Origin of the sequence: uncultured Phascolarctobacterium sp. (genome assembly GCF_905212365.1) — a bacterium.
Taxonomy (GTDB): domain Bacteria; phylum Bacillota; class Negativicutes; order Acidaminococcales; family Acidaminococcaceae; genus Phascolarctobacterium_A.
Map to the genome: position 1 here is coordinate 1 of NZ_CAJMEH010000018.1, position 14689 is coordinate 14689.

At 54.8% G+C, this 14689-nt stretch carries 9 protein-coding genes and 1 other annotated feature; all 9 genes read right to left on the bottom strand.

Annotated elements, in window-relative coordinates; genetic code table 11:
• Positions 1-560, bottom strand: a 560-nt coding sequence (locus QZ105_RS04495; protein WP_293728662.1) for a hypothetical protein, incomplete at its 3' end; no start/stop codon positions are given.
• Positions 561-602: 42 nt separating this feature from the next.
• Positions 603-1907 carry a folylpolyglutamate synthase/dihydrofolate synthase family protein gene (locus tag QZ105_RS04500; RefSeq protein WP_293728663.1) on the bottom strand — a complete coding sequence of 435 codons (1305 nt, stop codon included), beginning with the start codon at positions 1905-1907 and terminating at the stop codon, positions 603-605.
• A 49-nt stretch (positions 1908-1956) separates the two neighbouring features.
• Positions 1957-4611: a valine--tRNA ligase gene (locus QZ105_RS04505; protein ID WP_293728664.1), complete on the bottom strand. Its 2655-nt coding sequence runs from the start codon at positions 4609-4611 to the stop codon at positions 1957-1959.
• Positions 4612-4700: 89 nt separating this feature from the next.
• Positions 4701-4910 (bottom strand) — a binding site (T-box leader).
• A 115-nt stretch (positions 4911-5025) separates the two neighbouring features.
• Positions 5026-5781, bottom strand: coding sequence for an exodeoxyribonuclease III (locus QZ105_RS04510; protein WP_293728665.1), 756 nt, complete (start codon positions 5779-5781; stop codon positions 5026-5028).
• Between the two features lie 13 nt (positions 5782-5794).
• Positions 5795-6919: a M20/M25/M40 family metallo-hydrolase gene (locus QZ105_RS04515; RefSeq protein ID WP_293728666.1), complete on the bottom strand. Its 1125-nt coding sequence runs from the start codon at positions 6917-6919 to the stop codon at positions 5795-5797.
• 90 nt (positions 6920-7009) lie between these two features.
• Complete coding sequence (locus QZ105_RS04520; protein ID WP_293728667.1) at positions 7010-7996, bottom strand: D-isomer specific 2-hydroxyacid dehydrogenase family protein; 987 nt, start codon at positions 7994-7996, stop codon at positions 7010-7012.
• An 82-nt stretch (positions 7997-8078) separates the two neighbouring features.
• Positions 8079-8327 carry a hypothetical protein gene (locus QZ105_RS04525; protein ID WP_293728668.1) on the bottom strand — a complete coding sequence of 83 codons (249 nt, stop codon included), beginning with the start codon at positions 8325-8327 and terminating at the stop codon, positions 8079-8081.
• Positions 8328-8341: 14 nt separating this feature from the next.
• On the bottom strand, positions 8342-11608 hold the full coding sequence (locus QZ105_RS04530; protein ID WP_293728669.1) for an exodeoxyribonuclease V subunit beta: 3267 nt from the start codon (positions 11606-11608) through the stop codon (positions 8342-8344).
• Complete coding sequence (locus QZ105_RS04535; protein ID WP_293728670.1) at positions 11595-14654, bottom strand: PD-(D/E)XK nuclease family protein; 3060 nt, start codon at positions 14652-14654, stop codon at positions 11595-11597. Before QZ105_RS04535 ends, QZ105_RS04530 begins: the two co-directional genes overlap by 14 nt.
• Positions 14655-14689: the final 35 nt, after the last annotated feature.

Genomic DNA, 14689 nt, shown 5'->3' on the forward strand with positions numbered 1-14689 from the left:
TAAACGCGCACCTTCAAATCGGGGAACTGCGTCGGGTCCGACCAAACGCCGTCGCCGGTAATCCCCAAAATTTTCTGGGCAATGCCCACGCCGCTTACCAGAACCGATACCGCAAGAAAAGCGCCAAGCAGCTGCAAGGGCCGCGGCAAGGCGCTGAACCGCTGCCAGCAGCCCCGCCAACCGGCAGCATACGCCTGCGTCCGCCCCGCGCCACCGAAAACCTGGGGCCGCAGCCAGCCGTACCGCAGCAGCACGAACAGTAACGCGCCGTACTGCCCCGCCACGTACACATAATTCCACGAGGAAATAAACCTATCGCGCGAAAAATGCAGGGACAGCCAGCCGATAGCCATCAGCATATACAACGCCCCCTGCTGCCATTTTTGCAGCACGCAGGGCTGCCGCCTGCCCTTGACCGCCACCGTCAACAGCGCCGCCAAAAAGGTTACGGCCACACAGCAGGCGGTAAATTCCTGATGCAGAGGAATTACCGCCACCGTAAACAGCAGCATATAATATATTTTTGTATCGAGATAATCTGCAATCCTTCGTAAATTCATACCGCTACCTACCGGTGCTTTGCGCCGGTCAAAACAGCCGCTTTAATGCAGCCGCTGCTGCGCATTCAGCAGCAGCTTTTTAAATTCGCCCACCAAATACAGGCTGCCGCAAACGCAGACAATGCCCTGCGCCCCAGCCGCCTGCAAGGCTTTGCCATAGGCCTCCGCCAGACTATCCACCGGTACGGCGTCAGGGCCGACAAGCTTGGCCAAATCGGCGGCAGCGGCGGCACGGCTACCCTCGTCGGCGCGCACTGTGTACACTACGTCGTCCTGATGAATCAACGCCTTAATAACGCCGCTCATATCCTTATCGCCCATCATGCCAAAGACAAAATGCACTTTTTGACCGGGATAATACTTATCCAAGGCCTTGCGCAGCGCCTCCGCACCGTTTGGATTATGCGCGCCGTCCAAAATAACTTCCGGCTGCTGCCCAATGCGCTCCAAACGCCCCGGCCAGACGGTATTGGCCGCGCCCAAATGCAGCGCCAGCTCATTAACGCGGTCGTCCTGCTTGGATACCAGCTTAGCCGCCACGATGGCTACGCTGCTGTTTTTAATCTGATGCTCGCCCGGCAGCTTAATCTCGTAATCCGAGCTGTACACATTTCCGGCGTGCAGCGTAAATTTTTGCCCCGCCATAGAGCTGCTGACTTCCTCGCCGTAAAAGGCCTTGCCGTACAAATACACGGGCGCGTTCTTAAACATCGCAAAGCTTACGATTGGCCCTAAAGCCTCGTTTCCCTCAGCCGCCGTAACCACGGGAACATTTTCCTTAATGATGCCCGCCTTCTGCATAGCGATGCGTTCCACGGTCTTGCCGCAGCGGTCCGTATGGTCCAGCGCCACGTTGGTAATCACCGAAACCACCGGCGTAATGACGTTAGTGGAATCCCACAAACCGCCCATGCCGACCTCGATAACGGCGTAATCCACCTTCTGCAAATAAAAATACAAGAAGGCGGCAGCCGTCAGCACCTCAAACTGCGTTGGCTGCTGGCACACGCCCTTTTTCACCACGCTGTCGGCAGCTACCTTCACCGCGCTGATAACCGTGGCAAAATCATCATCGCTGATATCCCTGCCGTTCAGGTTAATGCGCTCGTTATATTTTACCAGATGGGGCGAAGTAAATTTACCCACCTTTAAATTGGCAGCCAGCAAAATATTGGCGATCATGCTGGAAACAGAGCCCTTGCCGTTTGTTCCCGTGACGTGCACCGTCTTAAGCTTCTGCTCCGGATTATCCAGCTCCCGCAGCAGCCCTTCGATGCGCTCCATGCCCAGCTGTATGCCGAATTTTCCCAGCCCCTCAAGATACGCCAAGCTTTCAGTATAATTCATAATATCCTCCACAATACAGGAAAGCCTCCCCCGCAGGGGAGGCTAAATTTTACAGCGTAGCGAGATAAGCTAAACGCTCGTTAATAGCGGCCTTCTTGCCGTTCAGCTCGTCAGCTTTAGCCTTCTCCTTAGCGATAACGGCCTCCGGAGCCTTAGCCAGAAAGCCCGCGTTGCCCAGCTTGCCCTCCACGCGGCTCAGCTCCTTATCGATAGCGGCCAGCTCCTTCTGCAGGCGCTGGTTTTCCTTTTCCACATCGATAAGACCGGCCAGAGGCAGGTAAACCTCGATACCGGCAACAACGGCGGCCATAGCGTTTTCCGGCTTAGCCGCAGTATCGTCCAGCACCGTCAGTTCGCTGATAGAGCCCATCAGGTGCACATAATTAGCGTTGGCTTCCACGCCAGCCTTCAAATCGTTGGCCACCAGCATAATTGCCGGCACCTTCTTTCCGGGCGGCACGTTGACCTCGGCGCGCATATTGCGGACAGCCTTAATGCTTTCCATGATAGCGCCCATCAAGCGCTCGGCCTCGTCGTCGATTAAAGCGGGGTCGGCCTCCGGCCACTTAGAAATCATAATGCTTTCAGCCTCGTGGGGCAGGCATTGATAAATTTCCTCCGTGATAAACGGCATGTACGGATGCAGCAGCTGCATAGCGCTGGTCAGCACCTTAGCCAGCACATGCTGCGCCGTAGCGCGTTCAGCGGCATTTTCTTTATTATACAGGCGCGGCTTAGCCAGCTCAATATACCAGTCGCACACTTCGCCCCAGATGAAGTCGTAAATCATGCGGCCTGCTTCGCCCAGCTCGAATTTTTCCAGCATTTCCGTAACGCCCTTGGCAGTATGCTGCAAGCGGGACAAAATCCACTTGTCGGCCAGCGTATAGGGAGCCAGCTCGGCCTTGGGGTCGTAGCCTTCAATATTCATCAGCGCAAAGCGGGAAGCGTTCCAAATCTTATTGGCAAAATTACGGGTAGCCTCCACGCGCTCCCAGTAGAAGCGCATATCGTTGCCCGGCGTATTGCCGGTAATCAGCATAAAGCGCAGGGTATCCGCGCCGTATTTATCGATAACCTCCAACGGGTCGATGCCATTGCCCAGGGATTTAGACATTTTGCGGCCCAGGCTGTCGCGTACCAGGCCGTGGATAAAGACCTTCTCAAAGGGTACGTCCTGCATAAATTCCATGCCCATAATCAGCATGCGCGCTACCCAGAAGAAAATAATATCGTAGCCGGTAACTAATACGCCAGTGGGATAGAACTGTTTTAAGAGCGGCGTTTTATCAGGCCAGCCCATCGTGGAGAAGGGCCACAAAGCGCTGCTGAACCAGGTATCCAGCGCGTCCTCGTCCTGATGAATATGGGCGCTGCCGCACTTGGGGCAGGCAGTCAAATCGGTGCGGCTGGCGCTCATTTCGCCGCAATCGTCGCAATACCAGACGGGGATACGGTGGCCCCACCAAATCTGACGGGAAATACACCAGTCGCGGATATTATCCATCCAGCCGGTATAGGTTTTAGTAAAGCGTTCGGGCACAAACTGCGTGCGCCCGTCCTCTACGCAGTCCACTGCAGCCTTTACCAAAGGCTCCATCTTCACGAACCATTGAGTGGAAACCAAGGGCTCCACTACGCAGCCGCAGCGCTGGCAATGGCCTACGGCATGGGAATGCTCCTCGATCTTCACCAGATAGCCCTGTTCCTTTAAATCAGCGACGATATTCCTGCGGCATTCCTCGCGGGTCTGACCTGCATACTTCCCGGCTTCGTCAGTCATCTTGCCGTCCATGCCGATAACCACAATGCTGGGCAGATTGTGACGGATGCCCATTTCATAGTCGTTAGGGTCGTGGGACGGCGTAATCTTTACAGCGCCGGTACCAAATTGCAAATCAACATAGCTGTCGGCAATAATAGGAATAATGCGGTCGGTAGTAGGCAGACGCAGAGTTTTGCCCACCAATTTGCCGTAACGCGGGTCCTCAGGGTTGACAGCCACGGCCGTATCGCCGGGAATCGTTTCCGGACGGGTGGTAGCGATGGTAAGATAGGTGCCTTCCTCCTCCACAACGGGATAACGCACATACCACAAATGACCGGGGTCATCCTTATGCTCTACCTCGATATCGCTCAAAGCGGTATTGCAGTTTACGCACCAGTTGGTAATGCGGGTACCCTTATAAATCAAGCCCTTTTCAAACAGCGTGCAGAAAACCTCGCGCACGGCGCGGGAGCATCCCTCGTCCATCGTGAAGCGCTTGCGCTCCCAATCGCAGGAAACGCCCAAATGCTTCAGCTGGTTGATAATGCGATCGCCGTACTGCTCCTTCCAGGCCCATACGCGCTTCAAAAATTTCTCGCGGCCCAAATCGTAACGGGTCTTGCCCTCTTCCTTCTTGATTACTTCCTCTACCTTAATCTGCGTAGCCAGACCGGCATGGTCGTAGCCCGGCATCCACAAGGTGTTATGTCCCATCATGCGGTGCCAGCGAATCAGAATATCCTGCAGGGTATTATCCAACGCATGGCCCATATGCAGCTGGCCAGTAATATTCGGCGGCGGAATAACGATACTGAAGGCCTTATTGCCCTCCTCTACCTCGGCGTGAAAATAACGGTGCTCCTCCCAGAATTTATACCACTTCTTCTCTACGGAAGCAGGGTCGTATACCTTGGGGATGTTGTGTTCTTCAGACATGAAAAATCCTCCTTACAAAAGCGGCGGTCGCCAAAGCAAGCAGACCGCGGCTGCTTTAAATGCTAAAAAATAATCGCCCCATCCTTAAAGGACAGGGCGAAAAGCTTCGTGGTACCACCTATCTTCCCTATAAATATACAGGGCGCTCAAAGCGCGTAACGTGCGCCGACGGCTCTGCCTACTGGCTTTCAGCAAAGCGGCTCCCGGACTACAATTTCTACACCGCCGCAACAGCTTGCACCACCCGCTGCCTCTCTGAACCGGCTGACGGTAAAAAACCTTCCGTTCCTTGCCTGTGAATATATAAATTTTATACATTATATCTTAGCAAGTTCGGGAGCAGGTGTCAACATTTTTATGCAGCTACGGCAGAAAATCTCCGCTCAGGTACATTAATATCTGGCCGCTTTACATTTATTCAAAATCCAGCTCGATACTTACGGGACAATGGTCGCTGCCAAAAACGTCGTTATGAATTTCGGCCGTCTGCACCTTATCCTTGATGCGTTCTGACACGACAAAATAGTCGATACGCCAACCGGCGTTCTTCTCGCGGGCTTTAAACATATAGCTCCACCAGCTGTATTTCACTTCTTCAGGATGCAAATAGCGGAAGGTATCCACAAAGCCCGCCGCCTTCAGCTCGCGGAATTTAGCGCGCTCCTCGTCTGTAAAGCCTGCGTTCATGCGGTTGGTCTTAGGGTTCTTCAGGTCGATTTCTTCGGCAGCCACGTTCAAATCGCCGCACACCACTACCGGTTTAACTGTGTCCAGCTGCTGCAAATAAGCGCGGAATGCGTCCTCCCACTGCATGCGGTACTCCAATCGCGCCAAACCACGCTGGGAATTAGGCGTATACACCGTTACTAAATAAAAATCAGGATATTCCGCCGTAATAACGCGCCCTTCCTTATCGTGCTCCTCAATGCCCAGACCGTAGGTAACGCTTAGCGGCTTTTGCTTCGTAAAAACCGCCGTGCCACTGTAGCCCTTTTTCTCCGCGCTGTTCCAATATTCCTCATAGCCGGGAAAAACAAAGGCCGCCTGCTCCCGCTGCATTTTGGTTTCCTGCAGGCAAATCACATCCGGCGCCGCCTGCGCCAGAAAATCCTCAAAGCCCTTATTCATACACGCCCGCAGGCCGTTTACATTCCAGGAAAATAATTTCATGCCTTCACCTCGCTTATTTTTCTGCCGCCGTCTTAATAGTTTCGTAAATCCAGCGCGCAGTACCGTACAAATCGCTTTCCTTCAGGTATTCTTCCGTAGTATGCACATTGCTCATGCCCGTAGCCAGTAACGCGCAGGGCAAACCGTAACCGCACAAATAGTTGCCGTCGCTGCAGCCGCCGGTTGTTTTCAGCTCCACGGGATAGCCCAGCTTTTCGGCAGCGCGCTGCGCCAGTTGAATGCACGGATGGTCTTTTTCCATTTCTACCGCCGGGCAGCCCTCGACTACGTCAAATTCCACCTGGCCGCCGCCAGCCTCTACCGTTTCTTTAATCAGCGCTATAGTAGAATCCTTCAAGGCTTCCAGCTTGGCTACATTCAAAGAGCGCATATCGATAACAAATTTAGCCTCCGGACAAACGATATTCGTGCCGACTCCAGCGTTGAACAGGCCAATATTAAAGGTAGTTTCTTCATCGATGCGCCCGTAGGCAGGCAGCTTGCTCAGAGCTGCGGCAGACAGCATAATAGCGTTGACGCCGGTTTCCGGCGCAATACCAGCATGAGCAGCCTTACCCTTAACGGTCACATAAATATCGTACAGTTTAGGAGCGGCATAAGTAATTTCGCCCAAATCGCCGCCGATGTCCATACAATAGCCATAGTCGGCCTTAATCCAGGATTTATCCAGATTAACTACGCCTAAGCAGCCAATTTCCTCGCTGATAGTGAACAGCAGCTGCACGTCGCCATGAGCGACGCCGTCCTCCTGCAAAGCGCGTACCGCCTCCAGGATAGAAGCAACGCCCACCTTATCGTCGCCCCCCAGAGTAGTAGTGCCGTCGGAATAAAGTACGCCGTCCTTGCGCACAACCTTAGTGCCGGTCGTAGGTGCTACGGAATCCATATGCGCTTCAAACAGCAGCACCGGCGCGTCCGGCACATTGCCCTTAACATACGCCCACACATTGCCGCAGGTGCCGCCGGTTTTTTCGTTAGTCTTGTCCATTTCAGGCTCTAAGCCCAATTGACGCAGCTTTATCATAATCATTTCGGCCTCGGCCTTCTCATCCTTGCTGGGGCAGGGAACGCTTACTAATTCAACAAATTCGTTTAACAATCTATTTTCGTTAATCACAATAATCACCCCGTTGAAAAACTAATTACATCATATTATATCATTTTTTGCACAAAAATTAAACCGTCCCCGCAGAGACGGTTTAAGAGTTTACAATTTGATTTCAAAGGGACTGAGCTCGCCCCGGCGGAAATAATCCAAAGCGATGAAGGATTTTTCCACCATATTGGATACAGTAGATTCCACATAAAAGGCCGTATGCGGACTGACAATAACATTCGGAAAGCTGCGCAGCATGGCCAGCTCGTCGTTATCGATATGGTCGCCCATGCGGTTGCAGTAATACAGGCCCGCTTCATTTTCAATAACGTCCAGGCCTGCGCCGCCAATCTTGCCGCTTTTCAGATTAGCGATAAAAGCCTGTGAATCTATCAGGCTGCCTCTAGCCGTGTTAATGATGATTACGCCGTTCTTCATCTGCGCCATAGCGTCATGGTTTATCATATGAAAGGTTTCGTCGTTGGACGGCACATGCAGGGAAATTACGTCGCTTTCGGCGTACAGCTCCGGCAGCTCCACATATTTGGCATATTTAGCAGCCTCGGCGTTAGGATACTTATCATAAGCCAGAATTTTACAGCCAAAGCTGGATAAATGCTTAATCAGCAGCTGCCCGATATGGCCTGTGCCTAAAACGCCCACGGTACAGTCGCCCAAATCGCGTCCCATTTTGCCTTTCAACGTATAATCCTGCGCCGCCGCCCTTATCATGGTCTGTTGGAATTTGCGCGTGGTCAGCAGAATCAGCATCAAAGCGTAATTAGCCACGCAGCTCGTAGGATAGGGCGAGGTAGAAATATGCATGCCCAGCTCTTTAATAAGCTTACCCGGCAAATGGTCGTAGCCAATGGCGCGGGTAAGCATATACTGCACGCCATAGCTATGAAAGGCGCGCACCCACTCCTCCTTCATTTCGCAGGGCGTGCAGCTGACGCCCTGGCAGCCTTGCGCCAGCTGCAAATTATCCGCGTTGGGATATTCCTCCGTCCAAACAAAATCAATACCATACTGCTTGCTGAACTTTTCGGCAAAAGCCAATTCGTCAAAGTCCCGCAAGGCGTAAAAAGCAATCTTCATTTTCAGTCCCCTCTTAAAGCGGCGAAGCTTGCGCTTCGCGCAGAATTACTTTAATGCACAATTGCTATTATAAGCTTTTACATTAATAAAATACATACGAAAGCGCCAAAAATACTGTATTCATCTCTTTCAGGCAAAATAACGGCAGGCCAAAAAAACCGCCTGCCGCTGCCGCCGCGCCGTAGGCGCGCTTTTTCAGCTTACCCTCGTCAACCTGCTCCGGATTGGCAGCTTTCAGTTTTCCTGCGCCGCCCAGAATCAACCACAGGGAAAGAAGCAGCATAACCAGCGCCAAATAATCCCAGCTGTCCAGCTTGCTTAGCATATCCACGCAAATCGCTCCCCTCATTTTTGCTTACATAAATAATTATACTGGCAATGGCCGCAGGCCGCAAGCTGGCAGGCAAAATCCGCCTCCTGTCCCTTAGCGCTTATTTCCCGGCACAACGCCAAAGCGTCCGCTAAATAATCGCGCTCCGGCGGCAGGCTCCGCACGCTTAAATCCTGCAAATAATGCAGCTGTGCCTGCGCTACCGGAAGGCGTAAATTTTTTTCAGCGGCAGCCCTATACAGCGCCAATTGATAGGCGTAACCCAAAGGGATTTCTCCCAGCGCAGGCGGCTTGCCGGTTTTATAATCCACCAACAGCAGCCCCTCGTCTGTTTCGCCCACAAAATCGATAATACCGCTGATGACGAGCCCGTCGCCTGCCGAATAGCTAAAGGCCAGCTCCCGCTGCCGCTGCCTAGGCAAATTGCGGTACAAGTCGCTGCCTAAATAGCCTTGCAGCATGGCTGCCGCCTCCGGCGCTGCGCAACCGGGCGCGTACTGCTTAATAGCCGCAGCCAGCGCCGCCCGCTCGTCACCGTTATATATTTCCAAAGCGCGGTGCACGATAAGCCCCGTCACATAAGCGGGCAAACGCGCGCCGTCGCCGCTTTCCTCCAATCCCGGCAAACGCAAAACCTGCTGGTAGTAATACATACGCGGACAATGCAGGTAGGTCTGCAAGGCCGAAGGACTGAACTGCCTGCGGCCGCTGGCAGCATAGGACGACAGCGGCGCAATAGCCGCCAATTTCTCCGCAGTCGGCGCGGCAGCTTGCATGCGTGCGCTGCCCGCAGGCTGCGCGTCGCCGACGTAAGTCTGCACCACCGCCTCCGGTCCCTCCTCCAGCAGCTGCTTGAGCTGCTGCAGCCAGCTTTGTTCCGCCAGCGGCTTATCGCTTTTCTCCTTCCCGCCCGCGATACCGCACATAATAAGCCTCTCTTCGGCGCGGGTCATAGCCACGTACAGCTGGCGCTTGCGTTCCTCCAGCTCCAGCTCCTTATCCACCGCTTTGGCGCGCTGCAGCACGCCGCTCATTACCAGCTGCCCGTTGGCCAGCGGCGCCGTTATCCCCAGACCGACGTCCGGCAAAAATTTTATTATCGAAGCGTCGCTCTTAAAAGTATTACCTAAGAACGGCAAAAAGACCGTGTTAAATTCCAATCCCTTGGACTTATGAATCGTCATAATGCGCACGGCGTCGGCGCTGTTTAAATTGGCCGTCGTTTCCCTGGCCGCCGCCTCGCGTATACGCCGCACGTAATCCAGCCAGCTTCCCAGCGTGCCGTTTTCCTGCGCACAATATTCCTGTGCCAACTGCCGCAGCTTTTTAGCGTTCGCCAGCTTATTGGCCCCATGTTCCTGCAAGGACAGCACGCCGTCCACAGCCAACGTCTGCCACAGCCGCTGCCATAGCTCCGGCAGCGCGCACAACGCGGCGCAGCTGCGCAGCTCCGCCAAAATAGAAGCCGCGCGCCGCAGCAAAGCGCCCTGTTCTTCAGGAAATTCATCGGCGTCCGCCCGCTGCAGCGCGTCCCACAGGCATTCACCGCCGCTTAAAAATAATTTGGTCAAGGTTTCGTCGTCCAAGCCAAAGTAAGGCGAACGCAACACGCCCGCCAGCTCCAAACTGCGACGGCGGTTCTGCAATGCCGTCAGCAAATGCAGCAGGTCCAAAACCTCCTGCTGCTCGTAAAAGCCCTTGCCGTCGATAACCTCGTAAGGCACGCCGTAACGCTGCAGGGCTTCCGCCAGCTCGCCGCAATGCGTCACGCTGCGCAGCAGCACGGCCATTTCGCCGTAGGGCACGCCCTCGTCGCGGATGGAACGCACCTTCTGCGCCAAAGCCTCGGCTTCCACCTCGAAGCTGCTGCGCCCGCATTCCTTGTCGTAGGGCAACAGCAGCAGCTCCGGGCGCGCAGTACCGCTTTTATCAAAATCCAAAGCTTCAAAATAAACGTCGCGGCCGGTATCCTCGCCCAACAGAGTTTTAAAAACCGTATTGACTGTCGTTAAAATTTTATCGGCGCTGCGAAAATTTTTGTTCAGCGTCAGCAGCTGGCCGCCTTGCTTCGCAATATCGCGCCGCGCTTTGGCGAAAACGCCGACGTCCGCGCCGCGGAAACGGTAAATGGACTGCTTGGGGTCGCCCACAATAAATAATTTGTCGCCTTGCAGCTGCTCGCCGCTGTCGCCGCACAAAAAGTAAATCAGCCGTTTCTGCCGTTCGTTAGTGTCCTGGAATTCGTCCACCATAATGTAGCGGAAGCGCTTCTGATATTTGCGCCGCACCTGAGGACTATTTTCCAACAGCCGCACCGTCAGTAACTCCAAATCGTCAAAGGTCAGGAGATCGCGTTCCTCTTTCTGCTTCCTGATATAAACCGCTAAATCCTTTAATACTTCCTGCCACAGAGGCAGCCAGGACGCGGACGCCTTATCCGCCGCCAAGGCATCCAGCTCTTCGCGCAAAGCTCTCACAGCCTTAACGCCGTCCTTCAATTTACCCCGCGCCGTTACGCCCTGCATAGCGTAATCCAAGGATACGTAATCGTCGCGGCGAGCGTCTTGCAAAACCTCCGGCAGCCGCTCGGCCAAAGTTGCCAACGCCGCTGTTGCCTTGCCCGCCAGCTCCGCTATCCGCAGCTCTAGGTCCTGCAAAGCCGCGCACAGTTCTTCGCGCTTGGCTTCGTAAAGTGCGCCGCTGTTTTGATAAGGCGCTGTCAGATCGTCCCAAACCGCTATATCCTCCAGCTTCGGCAAAAGCTCCTTCAGCTGCGCCTGCAGGCTATTCATACCATAAAGCTCAACCAACGCGCAGACCGCAGGGTTTTGCCTGCGCAAGCCCAAACGCAAATAGTTTTGCAAGCATTGCGCTGCAAATTCTTCGCCTTCAAATTCTTCCGCCAGCGTAAAATCAGGGTCCAGCTGCGCCTCCACCGGGTTATCGCGCAAAATTCTGCTGCACAACCCATGGATAGTGCTGATTTGAGCACGCTCCAAATCCTCCAGCTGCTCGCGCCAAAAGCCGCTCGCGTTCCCGTCGGCGCGCTCTGCCAGCAATTTGCGCACGCGCTCCTTCATTTCAGCCGCCGCCTTGCGGGTAAAGGTGATGGCCAAAATATCCGAAGCCCGCGTCGCTCCCTGCCCCTGCTGCAAAATATACACGAAGCGCTCCACCAGCACGCGCGTCTTGCCGCTGCCCGCGCCTGCGGATACCGCCACATTGCAGCCGATAGCCCGGATAGCCTGCGTCTGCTGCGGTTGTTCTTTAAGCCTTTCCATCTTCCGGCGCACCTCCCTGCTCCCGTCCGCCCGGCGTTACGGCCAGGCGGCAGATATTTTTCAGCTGGCAAAAATCGCTGCACGCTTTACGCGGCGCTACGGCGAAATTGCCGGCATAAATTCCTTCTATATAACTAACAAGCAGCTGCCGGCAAAATTGCTGAAAGCTTTCCCAACCGGCGTTCAACCCGTTCTTGTTTAATTTGTATTTCAAGTCGTCATTGCCCACGTCCTCTAAAACAAAACTGCTAGCGCGCTCGCCGTTTTTCAAAACGAAGTACGTCCCCCCTGTAGGCGCGGCCTTATATAAATCAGCCGCCGCCAACAGATAAACCGGCAGCTGCAGGTCGAAGCCTTGCTCCAAATCTTTTTTGCTGGGCGCGGAGCTGCGCTTATAGTCCGTAACAAAAACGCGCTCACCGTCGCCGTCAATCCTGTCGATGCGCCCGTTAAGCGTAACGCGGCTGCCGTCCGATAAATACAACGGTAAAGGCTTGCCGTTACGCGAACTAAAATCCCATTCCACAGCGCAGGGAGTAAAGTCTGCCCAACGCCGTTGGTCCGCAAGCTCAAAATCAAGCCATTGCTGTAATAATTTTTCCAAACGCGGCCGCTCCGCCTGCCACAGCAAGCCGCCTACCACCGCGCCCTGCTCTTCCGCACTGCGGCAAATATCGGCGAAGTCCTGCGCCAGTTCCAGCCGCAGCGCGTCCGCCGGGAATTCGCTAAGCTTGACGCCCAAATACTTTCCTAAAAAGCGCGCCAGGGTCTGATGTAAAATATCGCCCTCATCCGCAGGCGTCAATTGGTCGTCCATGGGAGCGAACTCCTGCTGCTTCCACAGCCTTTCGCCTAAGAAACGGAACGGGCATTGGGCATAAATTTCCAGCATACTGGCACTGAAGCTGCTGCCCATGCCGCTGCGTACTTTTTTCAGCAAGTCCGCGTCCTGCAGCACGCCGTTGTAACGCCGCTCATCGGCGCGCCGTTCGTCCGCCCGCGCCGCCGTTACGCACGCTTCTCCCAAAGCTTCGCGCAGCCATTCTTTGTCGCAGCTTTGCCCCAGCTGTTCCAGCTCCTGCGGTGAAGCGGCAAGCTTCGGCGGGTCGCAGACGATGGGAAGCAGGCCGCCGTCCGCGTCGGCAAAAAGCTTTTGCACCATTTCCACATAGCGGCTGGCCCCGGCCTGGTCGTCCTTGTAAAAGGTCAGTACCAGCTGCTGCCGCGCCGACGCTGCCGCCGCGCCGAAGAAGCAGGCGTCCTCGGCATAGGAACTTGCCGTTGTCGGCATATCCAGCCCCATATCGCGCAGCTCTTTGCGCTCCGTGTCGTTATAAATCCAATTCTCATTATTGACGTGCGGGAACTCGCCCTCGCGCAGCCCCAGAAGATAAACGTAATCGAACTCCAGCCCTTGCAGATTGACTGCCTCCGTCACCAGCACGCCGTCCTGCCTGCCGCCTTGCAGTGAAATATTTACCTGGCGCAAAGCGTCCGCCAAACGCTCGTGCCATTGCCCCAGCCCGATGCTTTCCTCGCCTCTGCCGCAGGCGGCGTAATCTTCCACCAGCTGCCTTACGGCGGCGCTTATCGCCTCGCGCGACTGCAAAACGGCGCCGACCTCCGCCAGCGTCGCTATATCTTTTTTATACAGCTCGCCCAAGCGCCGTTCCAGCTGAAGCTCTTGCAAGAAAGCTATGACCTGCTCGCCGTAAATCTTCAGCGTCGCTTTCGGCGGCAGCGCCTCCAGAAAAGCGTCCAGTAAACGCCAAACCTCGTCGTCGGCCGCCAGCTCACGGGCTTTTTCCTGCGCCCCACGGCGGCTGGTAAAATAATTCGCCAAACGCAGTCTGTCCGTCGCCTCGCCGTCCGCCTGCAGAAGGCTGCGGCTCGCCGACAGCAATTTAAAATACGCTTCCGCTCCCTCGCGGTTATCAGGCGCTGCCTCCAATAAGAGCAAAACCATTTCCGTTAAGGGCTGCGCCGCCAACTTGCTGACCTGCGGCAACGCTACCGGCAAGCCGTATTCATCGGCCACAAGCCGCAGCCCGCTGTACAGCGAAAGGTCGCGCACCGCCACGGCTATATTAGCCGCCGGAACGCCGCTGCGCAGCAATTTCTTCACCTGCGTCAGCGCCCAACGCATTTCTTTTTCGCGGTCGCTAAAGCAATATGCTTGCACGTCGCCCGTCGGCAGCAGCGGCTGCGCCCTGCGTCCCAAATTGCGCCTTACCTGCCCGCAGCCCGCGCTGCCCGCCCAAGCGTCGGGATAAGTTTGTACCTGCGGTCGCCCGCCGCCAGCGTAGCACAGACCTTCCAGCTCCATGTACGTCGTCCGTGACGCCGCGAAGAACCGTTCTCTGTCCTTATCCTCTTCCGCCAGCTTCGGCTCCCAGCACATCCCCACCGTTACCTGGCAGCGCTTGCTCAAAGCTTTGATAAAATCCAGCTGCAATTTATCGAAGCTGTAAAAATCGCTGAAATACACCTGCTGCCACGGCAAGCGCACGCTCTCGTCCTGCAAAACCAAAATAGCCAAACGGTATTTGCCTTCAAGGTCAAACCAATCCTTATTTTTTAAATGATTGCGGTAAAATTGGTACAGCAAGGCTATATCGCTGTCCTTTTTGCCTAAGTTGCCCGGCCTGCCCCACTCGGACAACACGCTGCTGATTTCCTCCTGCGCAGCGCCGCTGCGTGCTAAATCTCCCAACAGCGAAGTCATAGCCTTGACGAAGCCTTTCTTGGACGCTAGCTCGCCAAAATATTCCATCCTGCCTATTTTCTGCAAATCGCCAATCATAGTCTCTACCACCAGCTCCTGGCTGCGGCGGTTGATTTGGTGAAAATCCACGTACCCGTTAAGATTAAGAATTTTATTCGCTAAGGTATCCATACCCAGGCACGTAACGTTATACTGCCGCCGCACATCTTCCAGCAGCAGCCCGTTGGGCAGCACCAGCACGCCCTGAGGCGAGCCCTCCAGCTCGGCGCAGAAGCGCAAACGCAAGCTGCACCCTAAGGGTACGCACATTAAATTTATCATTTAAGCCTCCTTGTAAAGCTCTTGCTTTATCCATT